The organism is Maribacter arenosus, assembly GCF_014610845.1.
In the GTDB taxonomy this organism is placed as follows: Bacteria; Bacteroidota; Bacteroidia; order Flavobacteriales; family Flavobacteriaceae; genus Maribacter_A; species Maribacter_A arenosus.
This window is the reverse complement of sequence record NZ_JABTCG010000005.1, coordinates 298,976-315,939: the sequence shown is the minus strand read 5'-3', so window position 1 is coordinate 315,939 and position 16,964 is coordinate 298,976. Positions and strand designations below refer to the sequence as shown.

Genomic DNA, 16,964 nt, shown 5'->3' with positions numbered 1-16,964 from the left:
GGCATAAGGCGGAATCATTTTTTGAAATAACCCTCGACCTTCAAAAATAACCGTCAATAACAATCCCCAATCCTGGAAATTTTTAAGCGGTGCTTTAGGTTTGTGGATGCCAGCCAATGACTATGCGGTTTTTATGCAAATGTGGTTGAATAAAGGTAAATACGGTAATCTCGAATTATTGAAGGAATCCACAGTAAAGGAAGCCCTAAAAATACATGTGAATGCCTATGATGAAAAACATTTTGGACATGGTTTTGGATGGTTCATAGAAGAAAATCCACTTGTTTTTAGATATGGAGGAAGTACAGGTTCTTTTGCAAAAGCATATCTATCTAAAAACTCAATAATGGTATACTTAACACATTGTAGTGGCGGCACGCATAAAAGTAGGTTTGAGGATGAACTTGATAGAATTTGGTTCCCTAATGCTTTTTAAAAAATGCTCGAAATAACCTACATAAAACATAACGGATTGCGATAATATTTCATGTTTTCACTGCGCTCTGAAGGTTAGGTTCAATCGACTTTTTAAAATCAGGGAATAAATTCACTATTTTTAAAATCAAGAACCCAAAACATTTAGCGGGTTGTTAGTATTTATTTAGAATGAAACAGGATTATATTAATATATCGCAGATAATCAAGGAAATTACACCTAAGGCCAATAAGGATGATTATGCAGTTTGCTGGATAAAAAATGAAGTAGATGGCATTGAAATCGACCATGTTTTATATAGGAATGTCTCAAATTCTATTTTTTTCCTCGATCCTAAATTACAATGGAAAATATTCAAAAGTGATGGTTCTACATCGGTAGGTTATATTTTGCATTTGTCCAAGGAGGTCTTGAATAATCCTATTTTAAGCAATCTTCATATAAACAAAGTAAGGCTCTTCAATTCAGGTGAAGTGCCCTTATTTAAATTAAGCCCGGGCATTGAAATAAGAACCCAGGCCATATTGGAAATGATCGATGAACTTTTAGGGTCTCACTTGAATCATAAAGATGAAGCCATACTCTCGCTACTGAATACTTTTTTTGTCTACTGCGACGGTCAATGCAATATAAAATCGATAGTTTCAAATAATAATTCCAAAACGAATGTCGTATACAAGTTCAAACAGTTGGTCGACCAAAATATTCTTGAAAATCATGAAGTCACCTATTATGCAGAAAAACTGAATATATCGCCAAAATACTTGAATGAATGTGTACAGGAAGTACTATCGGTAAGTTCAAAAAGTATTATAATTGAACAGCTGCTTATGCGGTCTAGGCACGCCCTAAAATTTTCAAACCAGTCGATAAAGGAAATCAGTTTTGAATTGGGTTTTTCATCTCCTGATTATTTCAGTTACTTTTTTAAAACCCACACAGGAGTGACGCCTTCAACCCTTCGAAAAACTTGATTGTTCGCAATTTCTAAGGTTTTACCGTGTTTTTCGCATTGCGGCGACCTCATGGTCCATGTAAATTGCGATAAAATAGAATCATGGATAGAAAAAATTTCATAAAAACTTCAGGAATTGGTTTAAGTCTAGTTTTAATTCCAGGAATGGTGCAATGCCAGAATTCCAACACAGAAGAACTAACCAACAGTGTAGAACCGAAAATTATTAAAGATTCAGAAGGGAATGTCTTGAATGTAATCGGTGATATTCAAACCCATAAATTGTTAGGTAGTGATACTGGAAATCAAATAGTCGAATGGGTTGATAATGTTGAGCCAGGGGTTGGGATTCCACCCCATGTCCATACCCTTGAGGATGAAATATTCAGGGTCGTTAAAGGGCAGATAGAAATTATGGTAGACGGTAATGTTACAATTTTAAATGAGGGTGATGTGGCTTTCGCACCCAAAAACATACCACATTCATGGAAAGTGGTTGGCACGGAAAAAGCCAAAATGATCACCTCTGCATTCCCAGCGGGCATAGAACATATGTTCCAAGAATTGGCGAAACTTCCTGAGGGACCTCCAGATTTTGAAAAAGTAACTGAAATTTGTGCGGAACATGGAATTCGTTTTATTTAACTACGATTCCCTACGATTCCCTACGATTCCCTACGATTCCTAAAGGTAATAGCGGTTCAAATGCAAAGTTGAATCGCTTTTTCCATTGTATTAATTAGATTATGCGAAGGCAATATATAAGGCAATATATTACGTGTCCATGGCTACCTTAAACCAATCTATGGCAGCATTACTTCAAAACCCGAATACCTATGGCGATTAACGGGAAGTACCATAGTATCAAACTTAAAATAATAAAAAGCCCTTTCCCAAGGGCTTTTCTGTTTAAATCCACTTTGTGCTGAACTTCAAAAGTTTAGCGTATGTTAGGTAAATTAAACCATGATCTGTCCTTGCATTACTAAGGTTACCTTAGAATTGATCTTTTAAAGCGAAAAGTTTCGCGTAGACTTTCCCGATTAAAGTCCCTATTCCAGTTCCATAGGGTTTAACCCTTGGATTTTTTTAAGCTAAACTACGCGGTAAAACTAAAAAAACAAGTAATTTGAATCCCGAAACCAACAGTTCTGTTACGAACTCCCCAGAGTTTAAATTAAAAATATTGGACTATGAAAAAGATGCTTTGCCAGATAATATTTTCTTTGTTTGTTATTATCACCATTCAAGGTCAAGGTACAAAGGAAGTTGATTATAAAGAACTGGATAGTTACTATGCCCAAATGGTCAAGGATTGGGATTTGCCCGGTGCATCCATAGGGGTTGTAAAAGATGGGAAACTCGTTTTTAGCGGGAATTATGGTGTTTTGGAAAAAGGGAAAAAAGGGAAACCCAATGCCCAGACCTTGTATGCCATCGCCTCCAATTCAAAGGCATTTACATCGGCCATTATAGGGATGTTGGTGCAAGAAGGCAAATTAAACTGGGACGATAGGGTGAAGAAACACCTTCCATATTTTACCATGTACGATCCTTGGGTGAGCGAGCATATGACCATTCGGGATATACTGAGTCATCGCGTAGGCCTTGGCACTTTTAGTGGTGATAATATTTGGTATAAATCAAACCTTTCTACCAAGGAGATTATTGAACGTATCAAATACGTACCCCAGGCCCATGAATTTAGGGCGGGATATGGTTATTCGAACCTCATGTACATAACGGCCGGTGAAATCATAAAGACGGTAACTGGTAAAAGTTGGGGTCAAAATGTCAAAGAACGTATTTTGGAACCTTTGGACATGACCCGCAGTATCTCTTCCCTAAAAGAATTGGACAAAATGGGTAATTATGCCCAACCCCATGCAAGAAAGGATGATGAAAATTATGTTATCCCATGGGTAGATTGGGAAAATGTGGCTGCCACCGGTGGACTTATTTCCAGTGTGGAGGATCTTTCCAAATGGATGATTTTTAATCTTAACAATGGTATCCACAAAGGGGACACCCTCTTGACCTCGGCCGCCCGAAATATGGTTTGGACCCCCCACAACAATTTTATAGTAGACCATACATCTGCGAACGACTTTGATAGGCATTTTAATGGCTATGGACTAGGTTGGGGCCTAAGTGATTATCATGGACGAATGAGGGTGGGACATACCGGGGGTTACGATGGTTTTATCACGGCCATAAATTTGATACCGGATGAAAATTTAGGTGTGGTCGTATTGACCAACGGAGTTAAAAGTCCGATTATGGCGGCAACGTATTATGCCCTGGACCATTTTTTAGGTATTGATGGCAAGGATTGGTCGGGTGAATTGTTGGAAAGGACCAATAAAAATGCTGCATCTGATACACGAATTGCTGATCGTATGGCAAAAAGGGTACTTCATAGCAGTCCTTCGGTACCTATAGAAAAAATGGTCGGGGAATACACATCGGATCTTTGCGGTAGCATAAATATCCAGAAAAAAAATGAGGGTTTGCATTTGGATTTTGAAAACTATCCCCTCTTGTCGGCGACGCTTACCCATTGGCATTATGATGTATGGGAAATACATTGGGACCATCCACAAGCCTGGTTTGGTTTTGGCACCTTGAAATTGAAGACCGATAATAATTTAGAGGTCATCGGTTTCGATTTTGATGTTCCAAACGATGATTTCTTTTTTGAGGAATTGAAACCCTATAAAACCAAATCTCCATAAAAGGATTTTTAATACAAAAAGATACGAAATGTCAGTACGGATCCAGGCCAATGAGATGCAGGAAGTGCTATGCCGGTTGTTTCGAAAATACGGTTTTACTGATAAAAAGGCCATTTCCATAGCCAAGGTACATACAGAGAATTCGTTGGCTGGGGTACTCTCACATGGTATCAATCGAGTTCCACTATTCATTGAATATGTAACCAAAGGGATTGTCAAGATCGATGCGGAAGCGGAAAAAATAGATTCCTTGGGAAGTATGGAACGCTGGGATGGCAATTACGGTCCTGGCGTAATCAACGCCTTAAAATGTACAGATCGGGCGATTGCCTTGGCAAAAACACATGGTATGGGATTAGTGGCACTACGCAACACCAATCATTGGATGCGAGGTGGGGCGTATGGATGGCAAGCGGCGAATGCAGGGTGTATTTCTATACTGTTCACCAATACGCAACCAAATATGCCAGCTTGGGGGGGTAAAGACAGTCGTTTAGGGAACAATCCCCTAATAGTTTCCATTCCTAGGGAACAAGGGCATATTGTTTTAGATATGGCACTTTCACAATATTCCTTTGGCAAGATCCAATCCTATAAGCTAAAAGGCGAAAAATTACCCTATCCCGGAGGTTGGGACGATAACAACGAATTATCGGATGATCCCGAACGGATATTGACCAAGCAACGCGGCCTTCCTATAGGTTATTGGAAGGGTTCTGCCCTTTCCATGGTTTTAGATATGTTGGCAACCCTATTATCAGCAGGGAATTCAACCTATAAAGTAGGTTTAAAAAAATACGAAACCGGTATTTCGCAGGTGTTTCTTTGTATCTATCCGGCACTTTTTCAAGATACGGATCTACAGCAAAAACTCTTGAACGAAATCATAGACTATAGCCATGATGTAGCACCCATGCAAGAGGGCGATAGGACGTATTATCCAGGGGAACGAGCCTTACAAAACAGTACATTCAACAAGAAGAATGGCATGCAGGTGAATGAAACTATTTGGCAGAAGATATTGGAATTATTAGATTGAATGAAAACGTACAAATCAAAGTTCGGGTATCGTATGGTTGGTTTTGTCACCTTGATTTTGGGCTTGATCATAAGCACACTCGTTTTTAATAATGAACCTTTTGGGGCATTCCTGTTTGTAGGCGGAATCTCAATCGTGGTTTACGCAGTGGTCCTTTATTTGAATTTTTCGACCGTTTATATCATTGACAAGGGCATTTTAACCGTAAAATGCGGCATTTTCTATCTCAAGCGATTTGATATTTCGAAAATCAAATCCATAAACAAAACTGGAAACATTATCGCTTCACCGGCCCCTTCAATGGACCGTATCGCATTGACCTATGGGGAATATGACGTTATTATCCTTTCCCCAAAAAACAAAATGGATTTTGCCCGGGAACTGACCCGTATAAATCCAGCGATAAAAAATAAGCTATTGGATTGAAATCAGTTTAAACTCTTAGCATCATCCTTTAAATACTTCTTATCTATATAAAAGGTGGCAAAGGGTAGGAGCGAAGCTAGGAAGAGTACCCCGAACCTTTTAAGACCCCATTGGCGTTCTTTGGTCAATACTACGGCCAAAATCATATAGACAATGAACAAAAAACCATGTGCATAGCCTATATATTTATTCGGTTCCCCAATTCCGGCCAAATATTTCAAAGGCATGCTTATGGCAAAAAGGGCCAAGTACGAAATACCCTCGATGATGGCAGTATATCTAAAGGTTTTGAGCATATTTTGGTATTCCCTGTTGAGGTCTTGTTTGAGCATGTCTACCGACATGGTAGGCCCGACCTTACTGTTTATAGTTGCTTTAAATTATAAATGGATTACCTCGTCGTAGGCATCGGCCACGGCTTCCATCACCGCTTCACTCATCGTAGGATGTGGGTGTACCGCTTTCAATATTTCGTGCCCCGTGGTTTCCAATTTACGGGCCACGACCGCTTCGGCGATCATATCCGTTACTCCAGCCCCGATCATATGGCACCCTAACCATTCACCATACTTGGCATCGAAGATTACTTTTACGAAACCATCGGCATTGCCTGATGCCTGTGCTTTTCCACTGGCAGAGAACGGGAATTTACCCACTTTGATATCATGGCCGGCATCTATTGCCTGTTGCTCGGTAAGGCCTACGGATGCAATCTCTGGCATGCAATAGGTACACCCGGGAATATTGCCATAATCCAAAGGCTCAACATGCATTCCTGCAATTTTTTCAACGCAAAGAATCCCTTCTGCAGATGCAACGTGTGCCAAGGCTTGTCCTGGGGTTACATCTCCAATGGCATAATATCCTGGGATATTGGTTTGGTAATAGTCATTCACCATGATCTTGTCACGATCGGTAGCGATTCCAATATTTTCAAGCCCGATATTCTCTATATTCGTTTTAATACCCACTGCGGAAAGTACAATGTCCGCTTCCAATATTTCTTCCCCTTTGGCCGTTTTTACTGTGGCTTTAACTCCGTCCCCTGAGGTGTCGACAGCGGTGACTTCTGATGAAGTCATTATTTTTACACCTATTTTCTTGAAGCTGCGCTCCAGTTGTTTTGAAACGTCGATATCCTCAACAGGTACAATGTTCGGTAAAAATTCCACAACGGTTACCTCGGTACCCATGGCATTATAGAAATAGGCGAATTCGATACCTATGGCCCCACTACCGACAACGATCATTTTTTTGGGCTGTTTGCCCAGAGTCATTGCTTCTCGGTATCCTATGATTTTTTTACCATCTTGGGGTAAACTGGGTAGTTCCCGACTTCTGGCACCCGTGGCAATGATGATATGGTCGGCACTATAATCGGTTTCTTTCCCCTGTTCGTCCTTAACAGAAAGTTTCTTTCCAGGTTTAAGGGTTCCATACCCTTTGATTACCTCAATCTTATTTTTTTTCATCAAGAACTGGACGCCCTTGCTCATGCCGTCGGCGACTCCTCGACTTCTTTTTACAACGGCATCAAAATCCTTATCAACACCTTCTGCTTTAAGTCCATAATCCCCGGCATGTTGCAGGTATTCAAAAACCTGAGCGGATTTCAATAATGCTTTGGTAGGTATACAGCCCCAATTTAGACAAACGCCACCAAGATTTTCTTTTTCAACAATCGCTGTTTTCAACCCAAGTTGGGACGCTCGAATGGCAGTTACATATCCTCCAGGACCACTCCCTAAAACAATTACATTAAAATCACTCATATGTACAATCTTTGATTTTCGAATTTCAAAAGCAAAAATACAAAACCAAACGGAAGTAAATCAAATTCCAATTTAAAATAACAAATTGTGTTGCCATTGAGAAATTGGCGGAAAATAGAAGTCGATATTGGGATTATGAATTGAATTTTTCGGAGTTGAAAGCTGCTGATTGGCCTTTTGGGATCGATAAGGAAACCCAATTTTCACTTTTGATCATTTTGCCCAAAAGCACGATTTGACCAACATGGCTTGCATAGTGCGCCAGTTGCCGATTGATAGCTTCCACAAGGGTATGCTCCTCATTCCTGATTTTTATCATTGTATTGATATTATCGGAATTCACCAAGCCTAGCGCATCAAAAAGACATTGCCAGCCCTTTTCCCAAGAGGTTATCATTGCTTTTTTTGTAGTGAAGGGATCTACAAACTCGGTGTCCCTATCTCGCCATGGTTTCTCACCATCCTCTGAAAGGAAGTTGGTCCACCTGCTCAACATATTCCCTGAAAGGTGCTTTACGATTTGTGATATGCTGTTGTCGTGATCATGGTATCTCCAAAGAATATCGGAATCCTCCAATTGGGCAAAGGTTGCATCCCCCATCGTTTTGTAACGACGGAATTCAAAAAGCGTACTCTCCAAATAATTTTGGGCAAAGTCCATTTACATACTACTATTGATTATCGGCCGGAACGAATTTCAAGGCAGCGCCATTGACGCAATGTCTTATACCAGTGGTTTCCCGGGGCCCATCATCAAAGACATGGCCTAAATGCCCTCCACAGACGGCACAATGTTCCTCAGTGCGTTTAACGCCTATTTTATAATCGACATCATAGGCGACATTGCCCTTGATTTCACGATCAAAACTTGGCCAACCCGAACCGGAATCATATTTATGCTCACTGCGGAATAGTTCGGTATTGCAGGCAGCACAAACATAAACCCCTTTCTTTTTATTGTCCAATAGCTCACTGGAGCCTGCAGGCTCGGTACCTGCTTTACGCAGTACATAATATTGCAGCTCTGAAAGTTCGTTACGCCATTCCGCATCGGTTTTATTTACCTTGTAGGTTACTTGCTTGTCAGTCCTTGTTTTTACTTCTTCTGTTTTTTCTTGTGAATTGCCTTTACAGCCTACAAGCAGTATACTTAAGGTAAAAATCATTCTCTTGATCATAGTTCACTTTTTAGTTTTTTAGACGATGGGTTTGCACCATCCTTTCAAAAATAAAGATCTTTCGCCTGGCAGATCATTAAGGTTTTGTTAATCAAGCATTTTATCTTCAGCCATAAAAAAACCCCGCTGTGATCAGCGGGGTGGTTCTGTATCGTGAACTGGTATTAATAAACACGCACCTCCTGTATATCTTTGTTTGAAATATTCAAGGAGTTCATCAAAGCACCGAGGTTTGACTTATCTACATTAGACCCATCTAAAAATACACTGGGTACAATTACGATCCTAAAAAACTGGTTCTGCGTAAAATCTTGATTTAAATTGGCCAAATCAAAATCCCCGTCTATAAACAGCTCCAGATCCACAAAGGTATGTGCCACGGTATATTGTATGATTCCCTCGGGCAAAAAGAAGTTTTGGGGTATCAAGCTCCATGAATCGGCATCACTTCCATCATCGAAACCGACAACGCCATCAAATCTATAGACTAAAACCGCATCAGACTCAAAAACCTCGAAATCGGTGTAATCTGAAAAAGTCAAAATGCTGGTGTGTAAATTCGTTGATGCATCATAATCAAAATCAACCCCATCGATTTGTAATACTTGTCCTTGGATTCCGGGCTCTCCGTCCAAACCATCCAATCCATCCCGACCATCGAACCCATCAAACCCCGGAGGTCCTGCGGGACCTTCACATGAAATGAATAATAAGGCCATGACCGCACCGAATACTATGCTCATTTTTCTCATAATTATGATTTTAATTGTTTATTTGAATAGTGATGTAAGGAATTCTTCAAAAAGCGTTCCACTTTTTAAATATTCCCTATTTTTATGAATAGAAAATATTAGTAGGTCAAAGTAAAGGCTTTATTAGCATACACTTTATATAAAGTTGATTAGCTTTGCCAAAAAACAACCTAACTATGTCGAAAGTAATTGTTCATTCCCTTTTTTCTGAATTCGATATTAATCTGTTCAAGGCTGGAAAACATTTTAAACTATATGAAAAATTAGGATCCCATCCGATTGAATTGAACGGGGTGAAGGGGACTTATTTTGCAGTTTGGGCACCAACAGCCAATTCCGTATCCGTTGTTGGCGACTTTAATGGTTGGAGGGATAAGGAACACCAACTGAACGTACGCTGGGATGCCAGTGGCATTTGGGAAGGATTTATTCCGGAACTTGGCCAAGGTACACTATATAAATATTACATACATTCCAACAACTTCGGTATTGCGACCGAAAAGGCCGATCCTTTCGCAAAGTATTGTGAACATCCACCAAAAACGGCTTCGGTAGTTTGGGATGGGGAATATTCTTGGAAAGATAAAAAATGGATGGATACCAGGGAAGAAAAAAATGCCCTGGACAAACCTTATTCCGTTTATGAGGTGCACTTAGGCTCTTGGAAACGCAATGCAAACAACGAATTTCTGACCTATGGTGAATTTGCCGTGGATTTGGTAAAATACGTGAAAGAGATGGGTTTTACCCATGTTGAGTTTATGCCTATTATGGAATTTCCGTATGACCCTTCCTGGGGCTATCAGCTTACCGGTTATTTTGCCCCTACCTCCCGTTTTGGGAATCCAGAGGAATTCAAGCTATTGGTCGATAAATTACATCAAGCAGGCATTGGGGTGATCTTGGATTGGGTGCCATCCCATTTTCCTGAAGATGCCCACGGATTGGGATTCTTCGATGGGTCACATTTATACGAACACCCAGATAGAAGAAGGGGTTATCACCCTGACTGGAAAAGTTTGATCTTCAATTATGGGAGAAATGAAGTTCGTGCATTTTTAATAAGCAATGCCTTGTTCTGGTTAGATCAATACCACGTTGACGGCTTACGGGTAGATGCCGTAGCCTCCATGCTATATTTGGACTATTCACGGGAAGAAGGGGAGTGGGAACCGAATATCTACGGTAAAAATGAAAACTTAGAGGCCATTTCCCTTATTCGGGAATTGAATGAAACCGTCTATGGAAATTTCCCAGGTGTACAGACCATCGCTGAGGAATCTACCTCATTTTCAATGGTTTCCAAACCAGTGAACATGGGTGGATTGGGTTTTGGAATGAAATGGATGATGGGTTGGATGCACGATATTTTGGAATACTTTAAGAAAGAGCCTATTTATAGGAAACACCATCAGAACGATCTTACTTTCAGTATGACCTATGCGTTTACCGAAAACTTTATGCTTCCGTTTTCACACGACGAGGTGGTCTATGGGAAACAATCCCTTTTATACAAGATGCCAGGGGATGAATGGCAAAAGTTTGCGAATCTGCGCTTGCTTTATGGGTATATGTTTACACATCCCGGGGCCAATATCATATTTATGGGGGGCGAATTCGGACAGTCTTCGGAATGGAATTATAATCAAAGCTTGGACTGGCATTTGACCCAGTACGACTTGCATTCGGGAATTCAAGAATTGATCAAGGATTTAAATGCGATATACAAGACATATCCCGCCTTATACGAAAAACAGTTTAGCCATGAAGGTTTTCAATGGATAGATTATGGCGATGCCGAAAATTCGGTGCTGACCTATATCAGAAAGGGCCACAATGCGAAGGATGACTTGATCATTGCTGCAAATTTTACGCCCGTACCCAGGGATAATTATCGCATAGGAGTGCCTAAAACAGGTGCCTTGAAACAAATATTCACCAGTGATGCTAAAAAATATGGGGGATCTGGTTCCAGGAAATCCCCAGTAACCACCGAAAAAAAACCATGGCATGGTTTTGACGATTCTATTGAAATCACAATTCCGCCCTTAGGAATCGTCATTTTTCAATAATTTTTTTCATGTTTATCGCAATTGTTGACAATTGGTCGCTTATCATTTCACATTTATCGGGTAATGTGCGTATTTTGCCGCGTTTTAAATTTTGAAAATATATGATTACCAATACAGAACTTGAATATAAGGGGAACCTTTACCCCAACCAAATCATAAACTTTAAGCAAGATGTTGACAAATTCTATTTCACAACCGAAAATGGGGTTGTCTTGCAGATTACCGTATTACGAAATAGTGCCCTACGGTTTAGATACGCCACCGAAAATGTCTTTGAACCCGATTTCTCCTATGCCATCAGTGAAGTTGCGAGTAGGGGATATAGCAGTTTGGAAGTTGATGAGACTGCGACCGAGTACCTGATCCTCACATCCAAGCTCAAAGTGTTGGTCGATAAAAAGACACTTCGTATTCAGATTTCCGATTTGGAAGGCAATATAATCAATGAGGATGAAATTGGTTTTCACTGGGAGGAAAACTATGAATATGGGGGGAATACGGTAAAAATGAGTAAGATTACCCAAAATGCTGAAAGCTTTTTTGGCATGGGTGATAAAGCTACACACTCTAACCTAAAGGGGAAAAGGGTCAATAATTGGTGTATGGATCAATATGCCTATGCTAAGGACCAAGATCCGTTGTACAAGGCTGTACCCTTTTATACCGGACTGCATAAGAATATGGCCTATGGGATTTTCTTCGATAATACGTTTAGAACGTATTTTGATTTTGCCCATGAAAAAAGACACGTAACCAGCTTTTGGGCCGATGGTGGTGAGATGAACTACTATTTTTTCTATGGTCCGGAAATGTCCAAAGTGATAATGGGCTATACCAATTTGACCGGAACTCCCGAATTACCGCCCATGTGGGCCATGGGGTACCATCAATCAAAATGGAGTTATTTCCCTGAAAGCAATGTGAAGGCATTGGCCCGTAAATTCAGAAAGCTGAAAATACCTTGTGATGCGTTATATCTGGATATAGATTATATGGATGGCTTTCGTTGTTTCACTTGGGATAAGAAAAAGTTTCCAGATCCCAAGCGAATGATGGCCGAATTGAACGAGGATGGATTTAAAACGGTCGTAATGATCGATCCAGGAATCAAAATCGACAAGGATTATTGGGTGTATCAGGAAGCTATGGAAAAAGGGTACTTCTGTAAGCGTGGTGATGGTCCGTATATGAAGGGCAAGGTTTGGCCTGGGGAATGTAATTTCCCTGATTTTACCAATCCGGAAGTACGTAAATGGTGGGCAGAACTTTATAAAGAATTTATGTCAGAATTAGGGGTCCATGCGGTTTGGAACGATATGAACGAACCCGCTGTCATGGAGGTGCCTACAAAAACAGCTCCCTTGGATACGAGGCATAATTACGATGGTTACCCTTGTACCCATCGTAAGGCGCATAACGTTTATGGAATGCAAATGGTACGGGCTACTTATGAGGGAATCAAGAAGTATGTGTACCCAAAACGACCTTTTGTGATCACAAGGGCTGCCTATGCCGGTACGCAACGGTATTCCTCAACTTGGACGGGCGATAATGTCGCTACTTGGGAACATTTATGGTTGGCCAATGTACAGGTACAACGAATGTGTATGAGTGGAATGTCTTTCGTTGGTTCCGATATCGGTGGATTTGCGGAACAACCCAACGGGGAACTTTTTGCACGATGGATACAGTTAGGGGTTTTTCACCCTTTTTGTAGGGTACATTCAAGTGGCGATCACGGCGACCAAGAACCTTGGTCTTTTGATAGCGATGTTACCGACATTGTTAGGAAATTTATCGAATTGAGATACCAATTGTTACCGTATCTATATACCATGTTCTGGAAATATTCAAAATACGGGGAACCGATGGTAAAGCCTTTGGTCTATTTTGATCAAGAGGACCCGCAAACACATTTCAGGACCGATGAATTCATTTTTGGTGAGCATATTTTGGTTTGTCCTGTACAAGAACCTAATTCCCAAGGCAGACGTATGTACATGCCTAGGGGAAATTGGTATAATTATTGGGACGATTCAATGGTTGTCGGTGGTAAAGAGCAATGGGTCGATGCCGATATTGATATAATACCCTTGTTTGTAAAAGAAGGGGCCATAATCCCTAAATTTCCTGTTCAACAATATGTTGGGGAACTGGTAATAAAGCAATTGGACTTGGAGGTGTACTATAAATCAGGCATCGAGAATTCCTCGTTCTATGAAGATGATCAAGATGGGTATGAATATAATAAAGGAAATTATAGCTATAGGAGTTTTAAGTTAAACGGAAAAGAGAATAGTCTCGCCATACAACAGTTTAAAGATGGGGATTTTGTGCCTTCATACACTTCCTTTAGGTTGAATTTACATGGTTTACCCTTTACCATCGAATCGGTTGAGGTAGATAATGAAGTAGTACCTTTAAATCAGGTTAAACCCAATGGGAACAATGTGATAGAGGTTGTCAAGAATTTTACCCAAGTGCTTATCAAGGGAAAATAAATTTTTGTATTTTAACACTACTAAACACTTTGATAAAATGAAAAAATTAGTATTAACTATTGCCATTTTTATGGTAGTGGCTGCATGTAAGGTAAATCCTTTTACGGGTAAAAAAGTACTCAACTTTTATCCCAACAGTCAAATCTTTCCTATGGCATTTGCCCAATATGATCAATTTTTAACAGAGAACAAGGTTATAGAGGATTCTCCAGAGGCTCGAATGATCACCAATGTGGGCCAACGTATCTCTTCTGCGGCCGAACGATGGTTGGCTGCCAATGGGTACCCTGGATATTTGAACGATTATAAATGGGAGTATAATTTGGTCGATGATAAGACCGTCAATGCATGGTGTATGCCGGGGGGGAAAATTGTATTTTACACAGGCATTTTGCCTATTACCCAATCTGAGCGAGGGGTCGCTGTGGTCATGGGCCATGAGGTTGCCCATGCCTTGGCAGATCATGGGGCCCAACGAATGAGTGCCGGAACCTTACAACAATTGGGAGCCGTGGCGGGAAATATTGCGATACAGGATGAGCAGAAAAGAAACATGTTCAATCAGGCATACGGCTTGGGTTCTACCGTAGGTTTAATGCTTCCGTTCAGTAGAAGTCACGAAACCGAAGCGGATAGAATAGGATTACAGATTATGGCCATAGCAGGTTACGACCCGTCCGAGGCTGCGGAATTATGGAAAAGGATGAAAGCCAATAGCGATGGCCAGGCCCCACCGGAATTTTTAAGCACACACCCTTCTAATGATACACGTATCGCCAATTTAACGGAATGGGCTCCTTTGGCCAAACAGGAAGCCATGAAATTTGGGGTTACCACGTTTAAATAAAAATCACTACTTACGATTTTCGGGTAATAATTGTATATTGAAAGCTGTTCCTAATAGGGGCAGCTTTTTTTATGATCCTATATCAATATCTATGACTGTAACATTGGCCATAAAGGGCAGTAAAAGATTATTGAATGCCTGGGCCTTTTATGATTGGGCCAATTCAGTTTATAGTTTGGTCATCTCCTCTGCGATTTTCCCTATTTTCTATGGAGCCCTTTTTAGGGTCGCCAATATTGAAAAGGTTTCTATTTTTGGTGGTGAAATAGCAAGGGCACCTCTTATAAGTTACGTTACTTCCTTGGCATTTGTGTTCATAGCGATTATTACTCCTTTGATTGCGGGCATTTCCGATTATATGGGGAACAAACGATTGTTTCTTAAAATATTCTGCTACTTAGGAGGAATTTCCTGTATAGGATTGTATTGGTTTTCATTGGAGAATATTTACCTAGGGTTGGGTTGTTATTTTTTCGGATTGGTGGGTTTTTGGGTAAGTTTTGCCATTAATAACTCCTATTTGCCTGATGTGGCCTATCCAGAACAACAAGACAGTATAAGTGCAAAAGGGTTTTCGATGGGTTATGTTGGCAGTGTGTTACTTCTCTTGTTCAACTTGGCCATGGTCATGAATCCGGATTTCTTTGGTATAGAAAGTGATGTAGGGGAAGCGGCTGAAATAAAGGCCATGAAATATTCTTTTGTTACGGTAGGTATTTGGTGGATAGTTTTCAGCCAGTATACCTTTTATCATTTACCTAAAGGATTTAAAAAAGTAGGCAAACGGGACCACATTATCTTGAATGGGTTCAAGGAGTTGAAATTGGTCTGGCATCAATTGGGTGATGAAATCAGGTTAAAACGGTATTTGGGGGCCTTTTTTGTTTATAGCATGGCGGTGCAGACGGTCATGTTGATCGCTACATATTTTGGGGAAGAAGAAATACAATGGGGTTCGGATACCGAACGCACTACAGGGCTTATTGTAAGTATTTTGGTCATTCAGATCGTAGCGATTCTAGGGGCAACTTTGACCGCTTTTGCCTCAAGGGTTTTCGGCAACATCAAAACCCTGATCGTGGTGAATATCCTTTGGGTCTTTATATGTATCTATGCCTATTATGTGATTACCCCTATTGATTTTTACATCGCCGCAGGTTGTGTAGGGATGGTCATGGGTGGTATCCAGGCCTTATCCCGATCGACCTACTCCAAATTTATTCCTGAAACAAAGGATACGGCCTCATTTTTTAGTTTTTATGATGTGGCCGAAAAGATAGGCATCGTTATAGGCACCTTTTTATATGGTTTTGTGGCCCAATACTCTGGAAGTATGCGAAACGCCATTATTTTTTTGGGCCTGTTCTTTCTTATAGGGATGTTTCTGTTGACCCGGGTGAACCATAAAAAACAGGAAAAAGTCCCGACATTATAAGGTCGGGACTTTTCTTCTGATTGTTGTTCGCTTTTTGATTTGCCTGTATATAAACAGGTTATACTTTTGTTATATCCCCGGAACCAGAGGTTTTGGTATCCACTTTTTCGGGATTTCCTTTGTAATGTATATCGCCGGATCCAGACACCCTTGCTTTTAAGCTTTTGTTTGCTGTTACTTTGATATCCGCAGACCCAGATACTGTCGCATTAACATGGTCGGCCTCCAATTCATAGGCCTTTATATCCCCACTGCCTGAAATAGTGGCCTCAAAATTTGAGGTAGATCCACTTAACATAATATCTCCGGAACCAGACATGGTGGCCTCGATAGTGTCGGATTCGATCGCTAAGGTAATATCGCCAGAACCAGACATTGAGGTCTTGAAATTATCGGTTTTTATGGTGGTTTTCCCAACGATATCCCCTGAACCTGAGAGGGAGACGGCATCGATGCTTTCAACAGGTACCGTAATATGAATTCCATTTTTCCAAGAAGAAGGTCTTAGATTCATTCCTTTTTCAACCTTAATGACCAATTTGCCATCCTTGACCTCGGTAATAATGTGTTCTAATAGGTTTTCTTCGCCTTTCAATGAAATTTCGCCTTCCTTCCCTGCTACTAGGTCCACATCGAACCATCCTGATATTCCAATGGCATCATAATCACCGGTGGATCTTTCAATGGTGATCACATTACCATTACCTTTTATTCTTTTACCCCATTGTGCGGAACAGGATAAAGTGAATAATACGACGAAACCCAATGTTGCTATTTTTTTCATGCCTATATTTTTTACGACCCAGGATTTATCTA

The 16,964-nt window shown here is 40.5% G+C and carries 16 protein-coding genes; 10 read left to right on the top strand and 6 right to left on the bottom strand.

Going from position 1 to position 16,964, the window contains the following annotated elements; all coding sequences use genetic code 11:
• Positions 1 to 46 precede the first annotated feature (46 nt).
• The 6 genes from HPE63_RS15130 to HPE63_RS15105 all read left to right on the top strand — a co-directional run bounded on the left by HPE63_RS15130 (position 47) and on the right by HPE63_RS15105 (position 5,591).
• On the top strand, positions 47 to 436 hold the full coding sequence (locus tag HPE63_RS15130; RefSeq protein ID WP_188315288.1) for a serine hydrolase: 390 nt from the start codon (positions 47 to 49) through the stop codon (positions 434 to 436).
• A 170-nt stretch (positions 437 to 606) separates the two neighbouring features.
• Positions 607 to 1,410, top strand: coding sequence for a helix-turn-helix domain-containing protein (locus tag HPE63_RS15125; RefSeq protein ID WP_188315126.1), 804 nt, complete (start codon positions 607 to 609; stop codon positions 1,408 to 1,410).
• An 83-nt stretch (positions 1,411 to 1,493) separates the two neighbouring features.
• Positions 1,494 to 2,036: a cupin domain-containing protein gene (locus HPE63_RS15120; RefSeq protein ID WP_188315125.1), complete on the top strand. Its 543-nt coding sequence runs from the start codon at positions 1,494 to 1,496 to the stop codon at positions 2,034 to 2,036.
• A gap of 548 nt (positions 2,037 to 2,584) precedes the next feature.
• Positions 2,585 to 4,126: a serine hydrolase gene (locus HPE63_RS15115; RefSeq protein WP_188315124.1), complete on the top strand. Its 1,542-nt coding sequence runs from the start codon at positions 2,585 to 2,587 to the stop codon at positions 4,124 to 4,126.
• Between the two features lie 28 nt (positions 4,127 to 4,154).
• Positions 4,155 to 5,165 carry a 3-dehydro-L-gulonate 2-dehydrogenase gene (gene yiaK, locus HPE63_RS15110; RefSeq protein ID WP_188315123.1) on the top strand — a complete coding sequence of 337 codons (1,011 nt, stop codon included), beginning with the start codon at positions 4,155 to 4,157 and terminating at the stop codon, positions 5,163 to 5,165.
• Positions 5,166 to 5,591, top strand: coding sequence for a PH domain-containing protein (locus HPE63_RS15105; protein ID WP_188315122.1), 426 nt, complete (start codon positions 5,166 to 5,168; stop codon positions 5,589 to 5,591).
• A gap of 2 nt (positions 5,592 to 5,593) precedes the next feature.
• On the opposite strand, the gene HPE63_RS15100 is transcribed toward HPE63_RS15105, so the two are convergent.
• The 5 genes from HPE63_RS15100 to HPE63_RS15080 form a co-directional block, all read right to left on the bottom strand.
• Entirely contained in the window at positions 5,594 to 5,923 is a 330-nt protein-coding gene (locus HPE63_RS15100) for a DUF3817 domain-containing protein (RefSeq protein WP_317172918.1), read from the bottom strand.
• A gap of 48 nt (positions 5,924 to 5,971) precedes the next feature.
• Positions 5,972 to 7,363, bottom strand: coding sequence for a dihydrolipoyl dehydrogenase (gene lpdA / locus HPE63_RS15095; protein WP_188315121.1), 1,392 nt, complete (start codon positions 7,361 to 7,363; stop codon positions 5,972 to 5,974).
• Positions 7,364 to 7,496: 133 nt separating this feature from the next.
• Positions 7,497 to 8,024, bottom strand: coding sequence for a DUF1572 family protein (locus HPE63_RS15090; RefSeq protein ID WP_188315120.1), 528 nt, complete (start codon positions 8,022 to 8,024; stop codon positions 7,497 to 7,499).
• 10 nt (positions 8,025 to 8,034) lie between these two features.
• Positions 8,035 to 8,541 (bottom strand): peptide-methionine (R)-S-oxide reductase MsrB, encoded by a 507-nt coding sequence (gene msrB / locus HPE63_RS15085; RefSeq protein WP_188315119.1) that lies wholly within the window; start codon positions 8,539 to 8,541, stop codon positions 8,035 to 8,037.
• 164 nt (positions 8,542 to 8,705) lie between these two features.
• Positions 8,706 to 9,293 (bottom strand): collagen-like triple helix repeat-containing protein, encoded by a 588-nt coding sequence (locus HPE63_RS15080; protein WP_188315118.1) that lies wholly within the window; start codon positions 9,291 to 9,293, stop codon positions 8,706 to 8,708.
• A gap of 176 nt (positions 9,294 to 9,469) precedes the next feature.
• Between HPE63_RS15080 and glgB the strand changes: the two genes are divergently transcribed.
• The 4 genes from glgB to HPE63_RS15060 all read left to right on the top strand — a co-directional run bounded on the left by glgB (position 9,470) and on the right by HPE63_RS15060 (position 16,148).
• Positions 9,470 to 11,365 (top strand): 1,4-alpha-glucan branching protein GlgB, encoded by a 1,896-nt coding sequence (gene glgB, locus HPE63_RS15075; protein ID WP_188315117.1) that lies wholly within the window; start codon positions 9,470 to 9,472, stop codon positions 11,363 to 11,365.
• A 101-nt stretch (positions 11,366 to 11,466) separates the two neighbouring features.
• On the top strand, positions 11,467 to 13,866 hold the full coding sequence (locus HPE63_RS15070; RefSeq protein ID WP_188315116.1) for a glycoside hydrolase family 31 protein: 2,400 nt from the start codon (positions 11,467 to 11,469) through the stop codon (positions 13,864 to 13,866).
• 37 nt (positions 13,867 to 13,903) lie between these two features.
• Positions 13,904 to 14,713, top strand: a complete 810-nt coding sequence (locus HPE63_RS15065; protein ID WP_188315115.1) for a M48 family metallopeptidase — start codon at positions 13,904 to 13,906, stop codon at positions 14,711 to 14,713.
• A 91-nt stretch (positions 14,714 to 14,804) separates the two neighbouring features.
• Positions 14,805 to 16,148, top strand: coding sequence for an MFS transporter (locus HPE63_RS15060; RefSeq protein ID WP_188315114.1), 1,344 nt, complete (start codon positions 14,805 to 14,807; stop codon positions 16,146 to 16,148).
• Positions 16,149 to 16,206: 58 nt separating this feature from the next.
• On the opposite strand, the gene HPE63_RS15055 is transcribed toward HPE63_RS15060, so the two are convergent.
• A complete protein-coding gene (locus HPE63_RS15055; RefSeq protein ID WP_188315113.1) occupies positions 16,207 to 16,932 on the bottom strand; it encodes a head GIN domain-containing protein in 726 nt (241 codons plus the stop codon).
• Positions 16,933 to 16,964 lie beyond the last annotated feature (32 nt).